The sequence below is a fragment of the Escherichia sp. MOD1-EC5433 genome (assembly GCF_002966005.1).
GTDB classification, from domain to species: Bacteria; Pseudomonadota; Gammaproteobacteria; order Enterobacterales; family Enterobacteriaceae; genus Escherichia; species Escherichia ruysiae.
Genome location: NZ_PTRL01000007.1, coordinates 185,509 through 205,773, shown reverse-complemented (window position 1 = coordinate 205,773; position 20,265 = coordinate 185,509). Strand labels below are relative to the sequence as shown.

Below are 20,265 nucleotides of genomic sequence, written 5' to 3'. Positions count from 1 at the left end.
AATCGGAGGGTGATATGGCAATGACTTACCACCTGGACGTCGTCAGCGCAGAGCAACAAATGTTCTCTGGTCTGGTCGAGAAAATCCAGGTAACGGGTAGCGAAGGTGAACTGGGGATCTACCCAGGGCACGCACCGCTGCTCACCGCCATTAAGCCTGGTATGATTCGCATCGTGAAACAGCACGGTCACGAAGAGTTTATCTATCTGTCTGGCGGCATTCTTGAAGTGCAGCCTGGCAACGTGACCGTTCTGGCCGACACCGCAATTCGCGGCCAGGATCTCGACGAAGCGCGAGCCATGGAAGCGAAACGTAAGGCTGAAGAGCACATTAGCAGCTCTCACGGCGACGTAGATTACGCTCAGGCGTCTGCGGAACTGGCCAAAGCGATCGCGCAGCTGCGCGTTATCGAGTTGACCAAAAAAGCGATGTAACACCGGCTTGAAAAGCACGAAAGCCAGTCTGGAAACAGGCTGGCTTTTTTATTGCGTGCGCCGCGCATATTTTCATCTGGATAGTAGTACAGCAGGATTTGTGCTGTGATCATTCATGTTCCGCGATTAACACTTTTTATATAAACCAGCGAAATTCTTTGCTGGTTTTCTCGTTTATTCATTGATCGAAATAAGAGCAAAAACATCATGTAGACACTTAAATGAAGGTGCTACCTTACTTTTATGCAGACAAAAGGCGCGCCAATGGTCGAAAATGGTGTTTTCGTCAGTAGGGATAATCCTTTATTGCACAATTTATCCTCTGTCCATTTCACGATGAAAAAAATGTAGTTTTTTCAAGGTGAAGCGGTTTAAATTCGTTCTCAAATCACAGTCAGGACGCGTATGTTGAATAATGCTATGAGCGTAGTGATCCTTGCAGCAGGCAAAGGCACTCGCATGTATTCCGATATTCCAAAAGTGCTGCATACCCTTGCCGGGAAAGCGATGGTTCAGCATGTCATTGATGCTGCGAATGAATTAGGCGCAGCGCACGTTCACCTGGTTTACGGTCACGGCGGCGATCTGCTTAAACAGTCGTTGAAAGATGACAATCTGAACTGGGTGCTTCAGGCTGAGCAGTTGGGTACTGGTCATGCAATGCAGCAGGCCGCACCTTTCTTTGCCGATGATGAAGACATTTTAATGCTCTACGGCGATGTACCGCTGATCTCGGTCGAAACACTCCAGCGCCTGCGTGATGCAAAACCGCAGGGTGGCATTGGTCTGCTGACAGTGAAACTGGATGACCCGACCGGTTATGGCCGCATTACCCGTGAGAATGGCAAAGTTACCGGCATTGTTGAGCATAAAGATGCTACCGACGAGCAGCGTCAAATCCAGGAGATCAACACCGGTATTCTGATCGCCAACGGTGCAGATATGAAACGCTGGCTGGCGAAGCTGACCAATAATAATGCACAGGGCGAGTACTACATTACCGATATTATTGCGCTGGCGTATCAGGAAGGGCGTGAAATTGTCGCTGTACATCCGCAGCGTTTAAGCGAAGTTGAAGGTGTAAATAATCGTCTGCAACTCTCCCGTCTGGAGCGCGTTTATCAGTCCGAACAGGCAGAAAAACTGCTGCTGGCGGGAGTTATGCTGCGCGATCCGGCGCGTTTTGATCTGCGCGGTACACTTACTCACGGGCGCGATGTTGAAATTGATACTAACGTTATCATCGAGGGTAATGTTACTCTCGGCAATCGCGTGAAAATTGGCACTGGTTGCGTGATTAAAAACAGCGTGATTGGTGATGATTGCGAAATCAGCCCATATACCGTGGTGGAAGACGCGAATCTGGCTGCGGCCTGTACCATTGGCCCGTTTGCCCGTCTGCGCCCCGGTGCAGAGCTGCTGGAAGGCGCACACGTCGGTAACTTCGTTGAGATGAAAAAAGCGCGTTTGGGTAAAGGCTCGAAAGCCGGTCATCTGACTTACCTGGGCGATGCGGAAATCGGCGATAACGTTAACATCGGCGCGGGAACCATTACCTGCAACTACGACGGTGCGAATAAATTTAAAACCATTATTGGCGACGATGTATTTGTCGGTTCTGACACCCAACTTGTTGCACCGGTAACGGTTGGTAAAGGCGCGACCATTGCTGCGGGTACTACTGTAACGCGCAATGTTGGTGAAAATGCCCTGGCAATCAGCCGTGTGCCGCAGGCACAAAAAGAAGGCTGGCGTCGTCCGGTTAAGAAAAAGTAATTCTGGCTGAGTAATCCGGCCATCAGGGATGAGGAGATAACATAATCTCCCGCCCACAAGCAGTAACTATAAAAATAACCCCACTCTCTACAAGGCTCGGGGCGCCCGAAAAATCGGGCATACAGGTTGACCGACAACGATATCAATCGGAATTAAAAACTATGTGTGGAATTGTTGGCGCGATCGCGCAACGTGATGTAGCTGAAATCCTTCTCGAAGGTTTACGTCGTCTGGAATACCGTGGTTATGACTCTGCCGGTCTGGCTGTTGTCGACGCAAACGGAAATATGACCCGCTTACGTCGTCTCGGTAAAGTCCAGATGCTGGCTCAGGCAGCGGAAGAACATCCTCTGCATGGCGGCACCGGTATTGCTCACACTCGCTGGGCAACCCACGGCGAACCTTCTGAAGCGAATGCGCATCCGCATGTTTCTGAACACATTGTGGTGGTGCATAACGGCATCATCGAAAACCATGAGCCGCTGCGCGAAGCGTTAAAAGCGCGTGGCTATACCTTTGTTTCTGAAACTGACACCGAAGTTATTGCTCACCTGGTTAACTGGGAACTGAAACAGGGCGGCACCCTGCGTGAGGCCGTTCTGCGTGCTATCCCGCAACTGCGTGGCGCGTACGGTACGGTGATCATGGACACCCGCAACCCGGATACTTTGCTGGCGGCACGTTCCGGTAGCCCGCTGGTGATTGGCCTCGGTATGGGCGAAAACTTTATCGCTTCTGACCAGCTGGCGCTGTTGCCAGTGACTCGTCGCTTTATCTTCCTTGAAGAGGGCGATATTGCGGAAATCACTCGCCGTTCGGTAAACATCTTCGATAAATCTGGCGCGGAAGTAAAACGTCAGGATATCGAATCCAATCTGCAATATGACGCAGGCGATAAAGGTATTTACCGCCACTACATGCAGAAAGAGATCTACGAACAGCCAAACGCCATCAAAAACACTCTCGCCGGACGTATCAGCCACGGTCAGGTTGATCTAAGCGAGCTGGGCCCGAATGCTGATGAACTGCTGTCGAAGGTTGAGCATATTCAGATCCTCGCCTGTGGCACTTCTTACAACTCAGGTATGGTTTCCCGCTACTGGTTTGAATCGCTGGCAGGCATTCCGTGCGACGTCGAAATCGCCTCTGAATTCCGCTATCGCAAATCAGCCGTGCGTCGTAACAGTCTGATGATCACTCTGTCGCAGTCTGGTGAAACGGCAGATACTCTGGCTGGCCTGCGTCTGTCAAAAGAGCTGGGTTACCTTGGTTCGCTGGCGATCTGTAACGTTCCTGGCTCTTCTCTGGTGCGTGAATCCGATCTGGCGCTGATGACCAATGCCGGTACTGAAATTGGCGTGGCATCTACCAAAGCATTTACCACTCAGTTAACTGTGCTGTTGATGCTGGTGGCCAAACTGTCTCGCCTGAAAGGTCTGGATGCTTCCATTGAACATGACATCGTGCATGGTCTGCAGGCGCTGCCGAGCCGTATTGAGCAGATGCTGTCTCAGGACAAACGCATTGAAGCCCTGGCAGAAGATTTCTCTGACAAACATCACGCGCTGTTCCTGGGCCGTGGCGATCAGTACCCCATCGCGCTGGAAGGCGCATTGAAGCTGAAAGAGATCTCCTATATTCATGCTGAAGCCTACGCTGCGGGTGAACTGAAACACGGTCCGCTGGCGCTGATTGATGCAGATATGCCGGTTATCGTCGTTGCGCCAAACAACGAACTGTTGGAAAAACTGAAATCCAACATTGAAGAAGTTCGCGCGCGTGGCGGTCAGTTGTACGTTTTTGCCGATCAGGACGCTGGTTTTGTGAGCAGCGACAACATGCACATCATCGAGATGCCGCATGTGGAAGAGGTGATTGCACCAATCTTCTACACCGTTCCGCTGCAACTGCTGGCGTACCATGTCGCACTGATCAAAGGCACTGATGTTGACCAGCCGCGTAACCTGGCGAAATCGGTTACGGTTGAGTAATACTAACTGTTAAGTAAGCAAGGGCTGCCAGTGGGTGGCCCTTTTTCATATTTATTTTCAATAAACTTTCCATTTAGATAACTAAATAAATATATTCCGAATTTTTACCAATGTCCGCTTACGAACTTGATTTACTATTATTTTAATAATATTTATATAATAAATTTATATTCTCAGATTGATTTATAAATATTAATTTAGCTAAACCTGTGTCATTGATGTAATATGTGTGCGAATCATAAATACACTTATTAATATAAGTGTATGGTTCGGGTTGAAGGATATATTATATCAATGGAGTTTTTATGAAACGTAATATTATTGGTGGTGCATTCACGCTGGCATCTTTAATGCTGGCCGGACATGCGCTCGCAGAGGATGGTGTTGTTCACTTTGTTGGTGAAATTGTTGACAGTAGTTGTGAAGTTACCTCCGATACAGCGGATCAAACCGTTCCTCTTGGAAAAGTCAGTAAAAATGCATTTTCGGGTGTAGGCAGCATGGCATCGCCACAGCAGTTTAGTATTAAACTGGAGAAATGTCCGGCAACGTACACGCAGGCTGCGGTTCGTTTTGATGGTACAGAAGCACCTGGCGGCGATGGCGATCTGAAAGTGGGTACTCCGACTACAGCTGCCGATCCGGGTGATTATACCGGCACCGGGGCAGCGATTGTGGCCACTGGTGTTGGTATCCGTATCTTTAACCAGGCTGACAACTCTCAGGTCAAACTTTATAACGACTCAGCTTATACCACTATCGATGGTAACGGCGCTGCGGAAATGAAATTTATTGCACGCTATGTTGCAACAAATGCAGTCGTAACGGCGGGTACAGCGAACGCCGATTCACAATTTACTATCGAATATAAGAAATAATTTATCAGAGCCTTTTTATTCAGTTGGCTTTGGCCAGGGAGTTATTATGTCCAGAAAAAGTTGTTTAATCAGGCTCTTTAAAACAACCCTTTGGTACAAATTATTTATCGCGATTATATTAAGCCTTTTTTTAGACCAGCCAGCATTAACCTATGCAGGCGTTGTCATTGGCGGTACGCGGGTTGTTTACATAAGTAATAATGCAGATAAATCTATTTCTGTATTCAGCAAGGAAGAAAAGATCCCTTATCTCATCCAGTCATGGGTGGATCCGTTTAATAAAGATGATAAAAGTAAAGCGCCCTTTACTGTTATACCTCCTGTATCCCGACTTGAACCCGGACAAGAAAAAGTATTACGTATTCTTCACATGAAGGGAATGTCATTACCCGACGACCGTGAATCCGTCTTCTGGCTGAATATCAAAAATATTCCGCCTGCAGCAACCAATAAAGCAGCGAACTCATTGGAAATTGCTGTTAAAACGCGTATCAAGCTGTTCTGGCGACCAGCAACTATTAGCCTTATTCCTGAAGATGCAGCACCTAAGGTTAAGTGGCGTCGTGAAGGAAAAAATCTGATTGCTGAAAATCCAAACCCGATTCATATCAGTGTGATGGATGTCATTGTTGATGGCCATGATGTGCCTCTCAACATGATCCGTCCTTTCGAAACGCTCTCTTTACCGTTGCCTGCCAATTCTGCGGGTAACCAAATGACCTGGCGATTCATAAATGATTATGGCGCGATAAGCGAACCGCTAAAAAACGCGCTGTAAGCATGGCATAAGGATAGGCGTATTATGGTTACGACCAGAATAGCGGTTGGCCTGATGGCAGGGACGTGTCTGATATTCTCACATAGTCTGATGGCCCAGGTCAGCGTATTTAATCCGGCGCTACTGGAAATCGACCATCAATCCGGGGTCGACATTCGTCAGTTTAACCGGGCAAATATGATGCCTCCCGGCGTTTATAGCGTTGATATTTTTATCAACGGTAAAATGTTTGAACGTCAGGATGTGACATTTGTTCAGGATAATCCCGATGCTGATTTACACGCCTGCTTTGTCGCTATTAAAAAAACGCTGACCTCCTTTGGCGTAAAAGTTGATGCACTGAAATCGCTCAATGATGTGGATGAAACGGTCTGTATTGATCCTGAGCCACGCATTGAAGGCTCATCCTGGCAACTGGACAGCGATAAACTGCAACTGAATATCTCCATTCCCCAAATCTACATGGACGCGATGGCCTACGATTACATAAGCCCTACGCGTTGGGATGAGGGAATTAATGCACTCACCATCAACTACGATTTTTCCGGTTCACATACCCTGCGTTCGGATTATGGTTCTCAGGAGACGAATACCAGTTATCTCAACCTGCGCAACGGACTGAATATTGGGCCGTGGCGATTACGCAATTACAGTACCTTAAACACAACCGATGGTCGTGCGGATTACAACTCTATAAGCACCTGGATACAACGTAATATTGCCGCGTTACGAAGCCAGATTATGATCGGCGATACCTGGACGGCGAGCGATATTTTCGACAGTACGCAAATCCGTGGCGCACGTCTTTATACCGATAACGATATGTTGCCTGCCAGCCAGAATGGGTTTGCCCCTGTGGTACGTGGCATTGCCAAGTCCAACGCCACGGTCATCATTCGTCAAAGTGGTTATGTGATTTACCAGTCTGCCGTTCCACAAGGTGCCTTTGAAATTACCGACCTGAACACTGCCAGTTCGGGGGGAGATTTGGACGTAACTATCAAGGAAGAAGATGGTAGCGAACAACGATTCACCCAACCTTACGCCACTTTGGCAATCCTTAAGCGTGAAGGTCAAACGGATGTCGATATCAGTGTGGGTGAATTACGTGATGAAGATGGATTTGCGCCAGATGTCATCCAGGCGCAGATCCTTCATGGCCTGCCGCACGGGTTTACGTTATATGGTGGTTTACAGGCTGCCGAGAATTATGGTTCAGCAGCGTTGGGGATGGGTAAAGATCTTGGTTCTTTGGGCGCTATCTCGTTCGATGTGACTCATGCGCGTGCAAAATTTAGTCATGCTGATACGGAAACCGGACAGTCCTATCGCTTTCTGTATTCGAAACGTTTTGATGATACGGACACCAGTTTACGTCTGGTTGGCTATCGTTATTCCACCGAAGGCTACTATACCCTCAACGAATGGGCGTCACGGAGCAACAGTCCTGACGATTTCTGGCAAACAGGTAACCGCCGCAGTCGTGTGGAAGGAACGCTAACGCAGTCGCTGGGAAGAGATTACGGCAACGTATACCTGACACTAAGTCGTCAGCAGTACTGGCATACCGATGATGTTGAACGATTAATGCAATTTGGCTACAGCAGTAGCTGGAAGCGTCTCTCGTGGAATATATCCTGGAGTTATTCCAATACCGCTCGTCAGGGGACGAGTAATAATTATGCCAGTGATAACAGCAGTGAGCAGATCTACATGCTCTCTTTATCTGTGCCTTTATCTGGCTGGTGGGGAAATAGCTACGCCACGTATTCCGTTTCACAAAATGATAATTCCGGTAGTTCACATCAAGTAGGGATAAGCGGAACAGCCCTGGAAAAAAATAATCTGTCCTGGAATTTAATGCAGACTTATAACAGCCACGATGATGAAGTTGGCGGTAATATGTCGCTGTCTTATGACGGCACCTACGGTTCACTGAACGGCAGTTATAATTACAGCCAAAATTCCCAGCGACTCAATTACGGCATTAAGGGCGGTATTCTGGCGCACAGCGAAGGGGTAACGTTAAGTCAGGAGTTAGGTGAAACCATCGCTCTGGTTAAAGCACCAGGCGCAGCCGGGCTGGAAATTGATAATATGCGCGGTGCCGCAACGGACTGGCGTGGCTACACGGTCAAGACACAACTAAATCCGTATGATGAAAACCGAGTGGCAATCAGTGATAACTATTTCTCGAAAGCAAATATCGAGCTTGATAATACCGTCGTGACGATGATTCCGACGCGTGGCGCGGTGGTTAAAGCAGAGTTTGTTACGCATGTGGGTTACCGTGTTTTATTCAGAGTCATGAATGTAAACGGTAAGCCAGCACCATTTGGTGCGATGGCTTCAGTACAAAGTACGTCCTCTGCAAACTCAGGGATTGTGGGGGAGCATGGCGAGCTTTATCTCTCGGGACTTCCTGAAAAGGGGCAAGTAACATTATCCTGGGGCGAAAATGCGACCACAAAATGTACCTTCGATTACACACTCTCATTACCTGCAAGTGAAAGTGGATTAATTGAGCAAGACGTGACATGTCATTAAAAGGATTTTTATGAACAAGAATATTATACGATGGTGGCTAGCTGTTCTTATTATCTCTTTTAGTGGCACAACTTTAGCTGCTCCTAAAGGTATCTGCACCCCAGACAATGGTGCTTTTCATAGTACGCTTGATTTTTCAGGCTACCTTATTACAGCAAACCAGAATAAGGTTGGGACGTTATTCAATACCACAGTGACTAATGGGGCTTCTTACCCGGGGCGCTGTCATTGTGATACAGGATCTATAGGTCGGTTTTCCTATATTTACTATACTGCCATAATTAATAATGCGTTAAGTTTCTCTGGTGTTCATTCAAATTTGAATTATTATAATCTTAATCCCAATCTCGATGTGGGGATTGCGATAGATATTCTCGGTGTAGGAATGGTTAATGCGCCATTTGAATATAAAGCTAATAAACCATCTTCTTATTATGATTGTGGTCGCGCAGCTCCTTTAAATATTTCCAGTGGTGCTAAAGCTCAAATTTATTTTTACATTAAAAAAACATTTGCAGGAAAGTTAATTATTCCTGAAACACATATATCTACGTTGTATGGAACTATAAGTCGTGATACTCCGGTTGATTATTCTCAACCGCTGGCAGACGTTTACATTCGTGGCGATATAACTGCGGCACAAACCTGCGAGATTAATAATTTACAGCCGATTTATTTTGATTTTAAAGAAATACCCGCCGCAGATTTTTCATCTGTTGCCGGGAATGCGGTAACAACGCATAAAATTACTAAAACCGTCACTATTGAGTGTGAAAACTTAGGATTACTGAATACAGACGATATCACCACATCATTTTATGCTACAGAATCCAGTACCGATAACTCAATGGTTGTAACGTCAAACCCCAACGTGGGGGTAAAAATCTACGATAAAAATAATAAGGAAATCAAAGTAAACGGAGGCGAATTGTCGACAGATATGGGCAAAACAACCGTCTATGGCGAGAAAGCTGGCAACGTCACTTTTTCTGCCGCACCTGCAAGCCTCACTGGAGCTCGCCCTGCGCCAGGAACATTTACCGCGACTGCAACCATAACAATTGAGATTGTTCGCTAACCGAACTGACAGCGGTGCTCCTCACACCGTTGTCATTTTACGTATTTTTGCCTGCATATTTTCATTCGACATGACAAAACGATGACATCGCTTTTCTTTTTTTATTCAAATAAATCAAATGTTTAAATAATAATTCTGATTTGTCATAAAACTGTCATAAACCTTACATATAACTGTCACCTGTTTGTCCTATTTTGCTTCTCGTAGCCAACAAACAATGCTTTATGAATCCTCCCAGGAGACATTATGAAAGTTATGCGTACCACCGTCGCAACTGTTGTCGCCGCGACCTTATCGATGAGTGCTTTCTCTGTGTTTGCAGAAGCAAGCCTGACAGGTGCAGGTGCAACCTTCCCTGCGCCGGTGTATGCCAAATGGGCTGACACTTACCAAAAAGAAACCGGTAATAAAGTTAACTACCAGGGTATCGGTTCTTCCGGTGGCGTAAAACAGATTATCGCTAACACCGTTGATTTCGGTGCTTCTGACGCGCCGCTGTCTGACGAAAAACTGGCTCAGGAAGGTCTTTTCCAGTTCCCGACCGTGATTGGCGGCGTGGTGCTGGCGGTTAACCTGCCGGGTCTGAAATCTGGTGAACTGGTGCTGGATGGTAAAACTCTCGGTGACATCTACCTGGGCAAAATCAAAAAGTGGGATGACGAAGCCATCGCTAAACTCAATCCGGGTCTGAAACTGCCTTCACAGAACATTGCCGTAGTGCGCCGCGCAGATGGCTCCGGTACTTCCTTCGTCTTCACCAGCTACCTGGCGAAAGTGAACGAAGAGTGGAAAAACAACGTTGGTACTGGCTCTACCGTAAAATGGCCGATCGGTCTGGGCGGTAAAGGTAACGACGGTATCGCCGCGTTCGTTCAGCGTCTGCCGGGTGCCATTGGTTACGTTGAATATGCTTACGCTAAGCAGAATAACCTGGCGTACACCAAACTGATCTCCGCTGATGGTAAACCGGTTAGTCCGACCGAAGAAAACTTTGCCAATGCAGCAAAAGGCGCAGACTGGAGCAAAACCTTCGCTCAGGATCTGACCAACCAGAAAGGCGAAGATGCATGGCCGATCACCTCTACCACGTTCATACTGATTCACAAAGATCAGAAGAAACCTGAGCAGGGTGTAGAAGTGCTGAAGTTCTTCGACTGGGCATACAAAACCGGGGCTAAACAGGCTAATGACCTGGATTACGCCAGCCTGCCGGAGAGCGTTGTAGAACAGGTTCGCGCTGCGTGGAAGACCAATATTAAAGACAGTAGCGGTAAGCCGCTGTACTAATAAAACACCATGCCGGATAAGGTCTTTACGTCGTATCCGGCATTACAAAATGACTTTGTAAACGCGTTTAACTGAAGAGTAACTTATGGCTGCAACCAAGCCTGCTTTTAACCCACCGGGTAAAAAGGGCGACATAATTTTCAGCGTGCTGGTAAAACTGGCGGCGCTGATTGTGCTATTGATGTTGGGTGGCATTATTGTCTCTCTGATCATCTCCTCCTGGCCGAGCATTCAAAAATTTGGTCTGGCTTTCCTGTGGACCAAAGAGTGGGATGCACCGAACGATATTTACGGGGCGCTGGTGCCGATCTACGGTACGCTGGTGACCTCGTTTATCGCGCTGCTGATCGCCGTTCCGGTGAGTTTCGGTATCGCCCTGTTCCTGACCGAGCTTGCGCCAGGCTGGCTGAAACGCCCGCTGGGGATCGCCATTGAGCTGCTGGCAGCCATTCCAAGTATCGTTTACGGCATGTGGGGCCTGTTTATCTTTGCGCCGCTGTTCGCCGTTTACTTCCAGGAGCCGGTCGGCAATATCATGTCGAATATCCCGATTGTTGGCGCGCTGTTCTCTGGCCCGGCATTTGGTATCGGTATCCTCGCGGCAGGCGTGATCCTCGCCATCATGATTATTCCGTACATTGCGGCGGTAATGCGCGATGTGTTCGAGCAAACTCCGGTGATGATGAAAGAGTCGGCCTACGGTATTGGCTGCACCACCTGGGAAGTTATCTGGCGTATCGTTCTTCCGTTCACCAAAAATGGGGTTATCGGCGGCATCATGCTGGGGCTGGGGCGTGCGCTCGGTGAAACCATGGCGGTGACCTTTATTATCGGTAACACCTACCAGCTCGACAGCGCCTCGCTGTACATGCCAGGTAACAGTATTACGTCCGCGCTGGCCAACGAATTTGCGGAAGCTGAATCTGGCCTGCACGTTGCCGCACTGATGGAACTCGGCCTGATCCTGTTTGTAATTACCTTCATCGTACTGGCCGCATCGAAGTTTATGATTATGCGCTTGGCTAAGAATGAGGGGGCACGCTAATGGCTATGGTTGAAATGCAAACCACTGCGGCGCTGGCGGAATCCCGCCGCAAAATGCAGGCGCGTCGCCGCCTCAAAAACCGTATTGCGCTGACGCTCTCAATGGCGACGATGGCCTTCGGCCTGTTCTGGCTGATCTGGATTTTAATGTCCACCATCACTCGCGGTATCGACGGTATGTCGCTGGCGCTGTTCACCGAAATGACGCCGCCGCCAAATACCGAAGGCGGTGGTCTGGCGAACGCCCTGGCGGGTAGCGGTCTGTTAATTTTGTGGGCCACGGTATTCGGTACGCCGCTGGGCATCATGGCGGGGATTTATCTGGCGGAATATGGCCGTAAATCCTGGCTGGCAGAAGTGATTCGCTTCATTAACGACATTTTGCTCTCTGCGCCGTCGATTGTGGTTGGTCTGTTTGTCTACACCATCGTGGTGGCGCAGATGGAGCACTTCTCCGGCTGGGCGGGCGTAATTGCCCTGGCGCTGTTGCAGGTGCCGATTGTTATCCGTACCACCGAGAACATGCTGAAACTGGTGCCGGACAGCCTGCGTGAAGCGGCTTATGCGCTGGGTACGCCGAAGTGGAAGATGATCTCCGCGATTACGCTGAAAGCGTCGGTATCCGGGATCATGACCGGTATCCTGTTGGCGATTGCCCGTATTGCTGGTGAAACTGCGCCGCTGCTGTTTACCGCGCTCTCCAACCAGTTCTGGAGCACCGACATGATGCAGCCGATTGCCAACCTGCCGGTGACGATCTTTAAGTTTGCGATGAGCCCATTTGCGGAATGGCAGCAACTGGCCTGGGCCGGGGTATTGATCATCACCCTGTGCGTCCTGCTGCTGAACATTCTGGCGCGCGTTGTTTTTGCGAAGAATAAACACGGTTAACACTTTGCCGGATGCGGCGTGAGCGCCTTATCCGGCCTACGGTAAGCCTGATTAGCGAAGTGCATCAGGCACGATGAGGAAAAGATTGCAATGAGTATGGTTGAAACTGCCCCGAGTAAAATTCAGGTTCGTAATTTGAACTTCTACTACGGCAAATTCCATGCCCTGAAAAACATCAACCTGGATATCGCTAAAAACCAGGTTACGGCGTTTATCGGGCCGTCCGGCTGCGGTAAATCGACGCTGCTGCGTACCTTCAATAAAATGTTTGAACTGTACCCGGATCAGCGTGCGGAAGGTGAAATTCTGCTCGATGGCGACAACATCCTGACTAACACTCAGGATATCGCCCTACTTCGTGCGAAAGTGGGCATGGTGTTCCAGAAACCGACGCCGTTCCCGATGTCCATCTACGACAACATCGCTTTTGGTGTCCGTCTGTTTGAGAAGCTCTCTCGTGCCGACATGGACGAGCGCGTACAGTGGGCACTGACCAAGGCGGCATTGTGGAACGAAACCAAAGATAAATTGCACCAGAGCGGTTACTCTCTCTCTGGTGGTCAGCAACAGCGTCTGTGCATTGCACGTGGTATCGCCATTCGCCCGGAAGTGCTGCTGCTCGACGAACCGTGTTCGGCACTCGACCCTATCTCCACCGGGCGTATTGAAGAGCTGATCACCGAACTGAAGCAGGATTACACCGTGGTGATCGTCACCCACAACATGCAGCAGGCTGCGCGTTGTTCCGACCACACGGCATTTATGTATATGGGCGAATTGATTGAGTTCAGCAACACGGACGATCTGTTCACCAAGCCAGCGAAGAAACAAACAGAAGACTACATCACCGGTCGTTACGGTTGATTCAGGAGTGCGTTATGGACAGTCTCAATCTTAATAAACATATTTCTGGCCAGTTCAATGCCGAACTGGAAAGCATCCGCACGCAGGTGATGACCATGGGCGGCATGGTGGAGCAACAGCTTACTGATGCCATCACCGCCATGCACAACCAGGACAGCGATCTGGCGAAGCGCGTGATCGAAGGCGACAAAAACGTCAACATGATGGAAGTCGCGATCGATGAAGCCTGCGTGCGTATTATAGCTAAACGCCAGCCGACGGCGAGCGACCTGCGTCTGGTGATGGTAATTAGTAAAACCATTGCCGAGCTGGAGCGTATTGGTGACGTGGCGGATAAAATCTGCCGCACCGCGCTGGAGAAATTCTCCCAGCAGCATCAGCCGTTGCTGGTAAGTCTGGAGTCTCTGGGGCGTCACACAATCCAGATGCTGCACGACGTGCTGGACGCGTTCGCGCGGATGGACATTGACGAAGCGGTACGTATTTATCGTGAAGATAAAAAAGTCGATCAGGAGTACGAAGGTATTGTTCGTCAACTGATGACCTACATGATGGAAGATTCGCGTACCATTCCGAGCGTACTTACCGCGCTGTTCTGCGCGCGCTCCATCGAGCGTATCGGCGACCGTTGCCAGAATATCTGTGAATACATCTTCTACTACGTGAAAGGGCAGGATTTCCGTCACGTCGGCGGCGATGAACTGGATAAACTGCTGGCAGAGAAAGATCCGAAAGCGTCACGCTAAGCGTATACCGCATCCGGCAATCTGCGAGTACGTAATCTGACCGGTGAGATATATCACCGGTCTCTTTATTTACTGAGTGATATCCCAACCACGCGCCTTCCACAGTTCCGGTAACTGCGAAAGATGGGTAAAGGTAGTGACTTTCGGATGAACGATCGGCTTATTGTGCGGGTCAGCGCAGAAGTAAAACACTTCCATACCGGCATCGATTCCTGACTGCGCACCGGCGCTGGAGTCATCGACCAGAATGCAGTTTTCAACGTTCACATTCATCGCTTTTGCCGCATGGAACATTAACGCCGGATCGGGCTTCCAGCGTTGGATGTCGTAACCGCTGAACAGTTTTTCCGGGAAATAGTGCAGCATATTGAGCTTGCCAAGCGAATGTTGCATTTTGCTGACCGGGCCGTTAGAGACGACGCACATCGGCACGTTAACGCTCGCCAGCAATTCGTTAGCACCAGCAATCACCTCCAGTTCGCTATCAAACAGACGCGCCACTTCCGCACGGTAAACGTGCTCGGCATCGGCACGAACTATTTCTACGCCCTGTTCTTTGCTAATGATGTCGATGATTTCGTAGAGTTTTACGCCTTTAAAACGGGTAAAAATTTCTTCCAGGTCAACGTGAATGCCAAATTCCCTGAACATTGTGACATAGGCGCGAGAGCAAATGACCTCGCTATCGACCAGCGTACCGTCACAGTCGAAAAATACCGCTTCTATCTGGGACATGTCTTTCCTTTATCGTTAGTTTAACGTTTTCGTCATGCAGATTGGCGTGACGCAATCGTTGCCGTATAAGCAAATACAATGAAAAAAAGTTATCTTCAGCCGTCCATATTGTCTCATTTTGGTATACGATAGCGACGGATTTTCCCTCCTTGTTCGGAAATAGATAATGAGTCAACAACACACAACCCAGGCTTCTGGCCAGGGGATGCTGGAACGCGTGTTTAAACTGCGCGAACATGGCACGACGGCACGGACCGAAGTGATCGCTGGTTTTACCACCTTCCTGACGATGGTTTACATCGTTTTTGTTAACCCGCAAATTCTCGGCGTCGCTGGCATGGATACCAGCGCCGTCTTCGTCACCACCTGTCTGATTGCTGCGTTCGGCAGTATTCTGATGGGGCTGTTTGCTAACCTGCCAGTCGCGCTGGCTCCCGCTATGGGTCTGAATGCGTTCTTCGCTTTTGTCGTTGTGCAGGCGATGGGCTTGCCATGGCAGGTCGGGATGGGCGCAATCTTCTGGGGCGCGATTGGTCTGCTGTTACTGACGATTTTCCGCGTTCGCTACTGGATGATTGCCAACATTCCGGTGAGTCTGCGTGTGGGGATCACCAGCGGTATCGGCCTGTTCATTGGTATGATGGGGCTGAAAAACGCAGGTGTTATTGTCGCTAACCCGGAAACGTTGGTTAGCATCGGTAACCTGACTTCTCACAGCGTGCTGCTAGGTATCCTCGGCTTCTTCATCATTGCTATTCTGGCCTCGCGCAACATTCACGCGGCGGTACTGGTTTCCATCGTGGTGACGACGCTGCTGGGCTGGATGCTGGGTGATGTGCACTACAACGGCATTGTCTCCGCACCGCCGAGCGTGATGACGGTAGTGGGTCATGTGGATTTGGCCGGGTCGTTTAACCTCGGACTGGCAGGGGTGATTTTCTCTTTCATGCTGGTCAACCTGTTTGACTCTTCCGGTACGTTGATTGGCGTGACCGATAAAGCGGGTCTGGCGGATGAGAAAGGTAAATTTCCGCGCATGAAGCAGGCGCTGTATGTCGACAGTATCTCTTCTGTTACCGGTTCATTTATCGGTACATCTTCCGTCACGGCGTACATTGAGTCTTCTTCCGGCGTTTCCGTTGGCGGTCGTACCGGTCTGACGGCAGTGGTTGTCGGCCTGCTATTCCTGCTGGTTATCTTCCTGTCACCGTTGGCGGGAATGGTGCCTGGCTATGCCGCTGCTGGCGCGCTGATCTACGTGGGCGTACTAATGACTTCAAGTCTTGCTCGCGTGAAATGGCAGGATCTTACTGAATCTGTTCCGGCGTTTATTACCGCCGTGATGATGCCGTTCAGCTTTTCTATTACCGAAGGTATCGCGCTGGGCTTCATTTCCTACTGCGTAATGAAAATCGGCACCGGACGTCTGCGTGATCTAAGTCCGTGCGTAATCATCGTTGCGCTGCTGTTTATCCTGAAGATTGTGTTTATCGACGCCCACTAAAATCGATAACTCGTTAAAAAAACCCGCCATGAGTTACCGCTGGCGGGTTTTTTTATTTAGAGTTTCACCCGCTGAATAAACTCGCCAAATGCGGTCAATTGCCCGGTCAGGTGATCCAGTGTTCCTTGATCAATCACTTCTCCGGTTTGCGGATCGACTTTGTTCTGAATCACACCGCCCATAAACTCTGGTTTGTTCATTACCATCGCGTCGAGAAAAACCAGAATCTGGCGCAGGTGATACTGACAGCGCGCGCCGCCAATCACGCCCATTGAGCTGGTCTGAATCAACACCGGTTTACCGGCCAGCGGTTGATCCGGCAGGCGAGATAGCCAGTCGATGGCATTTTTCAGTCCGCCCGGCACGGAGTAGTTATATTCCGGCGTGACGATCACTACGCCGTCAGCCTGACGGATCTGTTCCGCCAGAGCTTCAACTGTCGCTGGAAAACCTTCTTCCTGCTGTACGTCAGCGTCATACAGGGGAATGTCGGCAATGGAAGGTAACGCATTGACTTCCATACCCGCAGGGGAAATTTTCGGCAGTGTACGTGCAACCATGCCATTAAATGAGCCTTTGCGCAGGCTCCCCAGTAACGTAACCACCTTCAATTTTTCAGACATGATGACTCCTGTGGTTGTCTATCAATTTGGCGAAAAAGACTTCACGGTAGAGAGCTGGGCAAAACGCATCATCCGGCTGGTGGGGTTGTTGGCGCGACTGTGAATATCCGGCAGACTTTTCCAGCCTTGCTTACCATCTAACTCCCAGACACTGAGCTTCTCAATCGCTGGAGTGACCGCCACGGACCACACCAGCACGTCCTCTGCGTCGCATAACGCTTCTACATGATTTACATGGGCACATTTCAGGCGTCCGGCAATGGGCAGCAATTGCAGATCGCGCGGGTCGTCATTCAGTACATCGCCGGTAAGTTTTAGCACGCTTCGGCGCAAAGTGATCAGTTGCGCCCGCGCTTCGTTAGGATCGTTCTGCTTACTGATCCATAACGATTCATTGCTGGAAAAAATAGGGTTATCGGGTGCGTGGGGACTATGAAACCCGCGTGTCGCGCGCTGTAGCTCCATATCGAGACCACACTCACCTTCGGTTGTTAACGCCACGCCGACCATATTTCCGGCATAGGATATTGAAAATGATGGCAAATTTTTATCTAGGAAAACCGGCTTTCCTTTAGCCTGGGTGACGATCTCTGGTAATTCGCTTATGCCATACAGCATAGACATCAGTTCTGCGAGTAAACCTCTGGACGCCAGAAAACGACTTTGACGATGAGGGGGTAGATTTCGGGCTTCTTGATGACACCGGGAGGGGAGACGAACAGATATCAGATGTCCTTCCGTTAAAATCCCTCGGGCAAAGTGAGTCGCCATTTTTCGCTCCATGCTTAATGGTCCATTATGAATACAAGAGTAATCATTTGCTGGAACTATGGACAGACTAAAGAGGCGAAAAGTTCGATTTGGATAAGTTTATTACATGTTTTTTACATTCCATCGTGAAATATGGTCGCGTTTTATACGATTTTATTATGCTATCAAGGCGTAAATATTTTTTATGGTTTCCCGTAACCAGACGATCTTTGGGTTATGGCTATTCCGTTTGTGCCACAGCAGAGTAAACGGTACTTCCAGCTTTTTTTGCTGGCTTTCGTCAAAGGGGAGAGGAAGAGCAACCAACGGCAGTTGGTGGAGCTGATTGTAGTACTGACAGTAGCGCGGCGCGGTTGCCAGTAGCATATTGTCGGGCTGCGCCGCCATAAATAGCGCCTGCTCAAATTCTGGCAGACTCATGGCAATCGTACGTTCTCGGCCTAGCTCCTGTAACACATTGTCCAGCGCCCAGGTGTCGCTCTGTTCCCAGCAAATGCTGATATGCGGATAACGTAAAAAGGTATCCAGATCCCACGCTTCACGTAGTGCCGGATGATCTTTGCGTAGCCAGACGCAGGGTACATCACTAAACAGCACTTCATAATCAATGGATAACGGCAGTGAACTTAGTAGCTCCCGCGAACGGGGATGGCTTTCACGACCGGAAAAGCCGATATCCACTTCGCCACGGGTAATCGCATCCAGCGAATCGTAATCCCAGTTGCGTAATTTAATAGTCGCCTGTGGGTAACGCTGGTAGATCTGTTTTGATAGCGCGTTAAACATGATCATCATCAGCGGCGACTCCGCCGCCAGCTCAAACTTCAGGCCGCGCGGCGTTTCGTGATGCGGTTTATCCAGCAGCAGGTTGCTCATTTGCATCCATTCCGCCAGATTTTGTTCCATGCTGACCATCAGCGGTGTAGGCGTCAGACCCAGCGGTGAATTCACAAAGAGCGGATCATCAAACCATGCCCGAAGTTTTGCCAATGACTTGCTCACCGCCGAAGGCGTTACGTTCATCCGCTTCGCCGCTTTGGTTACGCTGCGCTCCTGCATCAGTAGTTGCAGGCAGAGCAGCAAATTAAGGTCAAGAGTGGTGATGGATTTCTTCATGAGCGGTAACGGGGCGTCCAGGAGTGACGAACATAATCAGCAACAGGCTCACTATGCTACAGGCAATCAGAATCCCGATCAGCATATTCCATGTACCGACACCGACCACCGCCGCCAGCCAAATCCACAGTGATGAACCGCAAACCTGCGCGATGCCTAAGGTCGAGCTGGCCACGCCTGCGCGCAACGAAAACGGGCCTAATGCCTGACTCATTGCCACGCCGAAGCCCACCGAAAAACCGGCGCAAATCAGCGTGATGCCAAACAGAGAAACCGCATGGGAAGGCGAAAATGCAAGGGTGATACCGGCTGCCAGGAATAATACTTGTGACGTGATCATCAGCGTTCGCGGCTTAAAAATTCCCAATGCAAACGGCGTGGAGAACGATACGGTCATGCTGACGCCTGCGGTCAGCGCCATAATGGTGGCGTATTCTCCGCGCTCAAAACCCATGATTTCCATCATCAATACAGGCGACGTGTTGACGAAGGTGAGGATCACCGAAACGCTGAGGGTGGTGATAACAACACGGCTGAGGAAAAACCGATTAAGCAGCGACTCGCTATTTTCTCGTGGTTTGTCAGAAGCTGCGGGGGCGGCAGGGCACGTTTCTTTTAAGATAAACAAAGACAATATCAGTACCGCGATGCCCATCATTGCCATCGCCCAGAACAGACTCTGCCACGGGAATTTAAGCATAATCAGATGTCCGAGCACTGGCGCTAACACCGGAATGATGCAGGTAATGCCGTTGAGTAACGACAGCACTTTTGCCCGACGTCGATCATCCAGCGTGTCGCGCAAAATGGCGAACGCCACCACGTAACAACAGCCCGCGCCCAGCCCCTGCAGAAATCGCCCGGCAAGAAATAACGTGCTGGTTTCAGCCAGTGAACAGAACACCGAGGCGATAATAAATAGCGCCGCGCCGGGTATGGCGACCGGTTTTCTCCCTGAACGATCGGCCACTTTACCGGCAAATAACATCGCTGCCGCCATCCCCGCCAGATAAACGGAGAACGCAATATGCAACTGCGCTTCGCTGGCATTGAGGTCGGCGGCGATGCGCGGTAAACCAACGAGGTACATATCAATCCCTGCGGGATAAAGTAAAACCAGGGCAAAACTACAAATTAAGAAACGGGACATGAGCTAAAGCGTCCTGACGGAAAGGTGACGCAAAGCATACGTGGTGAAGGAA

The 20,265-nt window shown here is 49.6% G+C and carries 18 protein-coding genes; 13 read left to right on the top strand and 5 right to left on the bottom strand.

Going from position 1 to position 20,265, the window contains the following annotated elements:
* Positions 1-14 precede the first annotated feature (14 nt).
* The 12 genes from C3D30_RS15720 (at position 15) to phoU (ending at position 14,314) form a co-directional block, all read left to right on the top strand.
* Complete coding sequence (locus tag C3D30_RS15720; protein ID WP_001251965.1) at positions 15-434, top strand: F0F1 ATP synthase subunit epsilon; 420 nt, start codon at positions 15-17, stop codon at positions 432-434.
* Between the two features lie 405 nt (positions 435-839).
* Positions 840-2,210, top strand: a complete 1,371-nt coding sequence (gene glmU / locus C3D30_RS15715; RefSeq protein ID WP_000933710.1) for a bifunctional UDP-N-acetylglucosamine diphosphorylase/glucosamine-1-phosphate N-acetyltransferase GlmU — start codon at positions 840-842, stop codon at positions 2,208-2,210.
* Positions 2,211-2,371: 161 nt separating this feature from the next.
* Positions 2,372-4,201 carry a glutamine--fructose-6-phosphate transaminase (isomerizing) gene (glmS, locus tag C3D30_RS15710; protein ID WP_000334113.1) on the top strand — a complete coding sequence of 610 codons (1,830 nt, stop codon included), beginning with the start codon at positions 2,372-2,374 and terminating at the stop codon, positions 4,199-4,201.
* 305 nt (positions 4,202-4,506) lie between these two features.
* Positions 4,507-5,079, top strand: a complete 573-nt coding sequence (lpfA-O113, locus tag C3D30_RS15705) for a long polar fimbria major subunit LpfA-O113 (protein ID WP_000827799.1) — start codon at positions 4,507-4,509, stop codon at positions 5,077-5,079.
* A 46-nt stretch (positions 5,080-5,125) separates the two neighbouring features.
* The gene (lpfB-O113, locus tag C3D30_RS15700; protein ID WP_105287105.1) at positions 5,126-5,857 is read left to right on the top strand and encodes a long polar fimbrial chaperone LpfB-O113; all 732 of its coding nucleotides are present in this window, start codon (positions 5,126-5,128) and stop codon (positions 5,855-5,857) included.
* Between the two features lie 24 nt (positions 5,858-5,881).
* Positions 5,882-8,404 (top strand): long polar fimbrial usher protein LpfC-O113, encoded by a 2,523-nt coding sequence (lpfC-O113, locus tag C3D30_RS15695; RefSeq protein WP_105287104.1) that lies wholly within the window; start codon positions 5,882-5,884, stop codon positions 8,402-8,404.
* Between the two features lie 10 nt (positions 8,405-8,414).
* Complete coding sequence (locus C3D30_RS15690) at positions 8,415-9,482, top strand: fimbrial protein (RefSeq protein WP_016231524.1); 1,068 nt, start codon at positions 8,415-8,417, stop codon at positions 9,480-9,482.
* Positions 9,483-9,728: 246 nt separating this feature from the next.
* Positions 9,729-10,769 carry a phosphate ABC transporter substrate-binding protein PstS gene (gene pstS / locus C3D30_RS15685; protein ID WP_000867164.1) on the top strand — a complete coding sequence of 347 codons (1,041 nt, stop codon included), beginning with the start codon at positions 9,729-9,731 and terminating at the stop codon, positions 10,767-10,769.
* An 85-nt stretch (positions 10,770-10,854) separates the two neighbouring features.
* Positions 10,855-11,814 carry a phosphate ABC transporter permease PstC gene (pstC, locus tag C3D30_RS15680; protein WP_000741620.1) on the top strand — a complete coding sequence of 320 codons (960 nt, stop codon included), beginning with the start codon at positions 10,855-10,857 and terminating at the stop codon, positions 11,812-11,814.
* The gene (gene pstA / locus C3D30_RS15675; RefSeq protein WP_001251991.1) at positions 11,814-12,704 is read left to right on the top strand and encodes a phosphate ABC transporter permease PstA; all 891 of its coding nucleotides are present in this window, start codon (positions 11,814-11,816) and stop codon (positions 12,702-12,704) included. The genes pstC and pstA overlap by 1 nt, the downstream gene beginning before the upstream one ends.
* Positions 12,705-12,794: 90 nt before the next feature.
* Positions 12,795-13,568: a phosphate ABC transporter ATP-binding protein PstB gene (gene pstB, locus C3D30_RS15670; RefSeq protein ID WP_000063120.1), complete on the top strand. Its 774-nt coding sequence runs from the start codon at positions 12,795-12,797 to the stop codon at positions 13,566-13,568.
* A gap of 14 nt (positions 13,569-13,582) precedes the next feature.
* Positions 13,583-14,314: a phosphate signaling complex protein PhoU gene (gene phoU, locus C3D30_RS15665; protein WP_000377802.1), complete on the top strand. Its 732-nt coding sequence runs from the start codon at positions 13,583-13,585 to the stop codon at positions 14,312-14,314.
* Positions 14,315-14,383: 69 nt separating this feature from the next.
* Here phoU and yieH read toward each other — a convergent pair whose 3' ends face one another.
* A complete protein-coding gene (gene yieH, locus C3D30_RS15660) occupies positions 14,384-15,049 on the bottom strand; it encodes a 6-phosphogluconate phosphatase (RefSeq protein ID WP_000078046.1) in 666 nt (221 codons plus the stop codon).
* A 166-nt stretch (positions 15,050-15,215) separates the two neighbouring features.
* Between yieH and adeP the strand changes: the two genes are divergently transcribed.
* Complete coding sequence (gene adeP / locus C3D30_RS15655) at positions 15,216-16,553, top strand: adenine permease AdeP (protein ID WP_010354153.1); 1,338 nt, start codon at positions 15,216-15,218, stop codon at positions 16,551-16,553.
* Between the two features lie 56 nt (positions 16,554-16,609).
* Here adeP and yieF read toward each other — a convergent pair whose 3' ends face one another.
* The 4 genes from yieF to mdtL all read right to left on the bottom strand — a co-directional run bounded on the left by yieF (position 16,610) and on the right by mdtL (position 20,213).
* Positions 16,610-17,176 carry a class I chromate reductase YieF gene (gene yieF, locus C3D30_RS15650; RefSeq protein WP_105287103.1) on the bottom strand — a complete coding sequence of 189 codons (567 nt, stop codon included), beginning with the start codon at positions 17,174-17,176 and terminating at the stop codon, positions 16,610-16,612.
* Positions 17,177-17,197: 21 nt separating this feature from the next.
* Complete coding sequence (locus C3D30_RS15645; protein WP_010347267.1) at positions 17,198-17,947, bottom strand: 4'-phosphopantetheinyl transferase family protein; 750 nt, start codon at positions 17,945-17,947, stop codon at positions 17,198-17,200.
* 156 nt (positions 17,948-18,103) lie between these two features.
* Positions 18,104-19,063 carry an HTH-type transcriptional regulator YidZ gene (gene yidZ, locus C3D30_RS15640; RefSeq protein ID WP_105287102.1) on the bottom strand — a complete coding sequence of 320 codons (960 nt, stop codon included), beginning with the start codon at positions 19,061-19,063 and terminating at the stop codon, positions 18,104-18,106.
* Positions 19,038-20,213 (bottom strand): multidrug efflux MFS transporter MdtL, encoded by a 1,176-nt coding sequence (gene mdtL / locus C3D30_RS15635; RefSeq protein WP_000085976.1) that lies wholly within the window; start codon positions 20,211-20,213, stop codon positions 19,038-19,040. The genes yidZ and mdtL overlap by 26 nt, the downstream gene beginning before the upstream one ends.
* Positions 20,214-20,265: the final 52 nt, after the last annotated feature.

Excerpts from the sequence above, each read along its gene's own strand:
- C3D30_RS15720 (WP_001251965.1), top strand. The coding sequence starts at position 15 with ATGGCAATGACTTACCACCTGGACGTCGTCAGCGCAGAGCAACAAATG.
- glmU (WP_000933710.1), top strand. The coding sequence starts at position 840 with ATGTTGAATAATGCTATGAGCGTAGTGATCCTTGCAGCAGGCAAAGGC.
- glmS (WP_000334113.1), top strand. The coding sequence starts at position 2,372 with ATGTGTGGAATTGTTGGCGCGATCGCGCAACGTGATGTAGCTGAAATC.
- lpfA-O113 (WP_000827799.1), top strand. The coding sequence starts at position 4,507 with ATGAAACGTAATATTATTGGTGGTGCATTCACGCTGGCATCTTTAATG.
- lpfB-O113 (WP_105287105.1), top strand. The coding sequence starts at position 5,126 with ATGTCCAGAAAAAGTTGTTTAATCAGGCTCTTTAAAACAACCCTTTGG.
- lpfC-O113 (WP_105287104.1), top strand. The coding sequence starts at position 5,882 with ATGGTTACGACCAGAATAGCGGTTGGCCTGATGGCAGGGACGTGTCTG.
- C3D30_RS15690 (WP_016231524.1), top strand. The coding sequence starts at position 8,415 with ATGAACAAGAATATTATACGATGGTGGCTAGCTGTTCTTATTATCTCT.
- pstS (WP_000867164.1), top strand. The coding sequence starts at position 9,729 with ATGAAAGTTATGCGTACCACCGTCGCAACTGTTGTCGCCGCGACCTTA.
- pstC (WP_000741620.1), top strand. The coding sequence starts at position 10,855 with ATGGCTGCAACCAAGCCTGCTTTTAACCCACCGGGTAAAAAGGGCGAC.
- pstA (WP_001251991.1), top strand. The coding sequence starts at position 11,814 with ATGGCTATGGTTGAAATGCAAACCACTGCGGCGCTGGCGGAATCCCGC.
- pstB (WP_000063120.1), top strand. The coding sequence starts at position 12,795 with ATGAGTATGGTTGAAACTGCCCCGAGTAAAATTCAGGTTCGTAATTTG.
- phoU (WP_000377802.1), top strand. The coding sequence starts at position 13,583 with ATGGACAGTCTCAATCTTAATAAACATATTTCTGGCCAGTTCAATGCC.
- yieH (WP_000078046.1), bottom strand. The coding sequence starts at position 15,049 with ATGTCCCAGATAGAAGCGGTATTTTTCGACTGTGACGGTACGCTGGTC.
- adeP (WP_010354153.1), top strand. The coding sequence starts at position 15,216 with ATGAGTCAACAACACACAACCCAGGCTTCTGGCCAGGGGATGCTGGAA.
- yieF (WP_105287103.1), bottom strand. The coding sequence starts at position 17,176 with ATGTCTGAAAAATTGAAGGTGGTTACGTTACTGGGGAGCCTGCGCAAA.
- C3D30_RS15645 (WP_010347267.1), bottom strand. The coding sequence starts at position 17,947 with ATGGCGACTCACTTTGCCCGAGGGATTTTAACGGAAGGACATCTGATA.
- yidZ (WP_105287102.1), bottom strand. The coding sequence starts at position 19,063 with ATGAAGAAATCCATCACCACTCTTGACCTTAATTTGCTGCTCTGCCTG.
- mdtL (WP_000085976.1), bottom strand. The coding sequence starts at position 20,213 with ATGTCCCGTTTCTTAATTTGTAGTTTTGCCCTGGTTTTACTTTATCCC.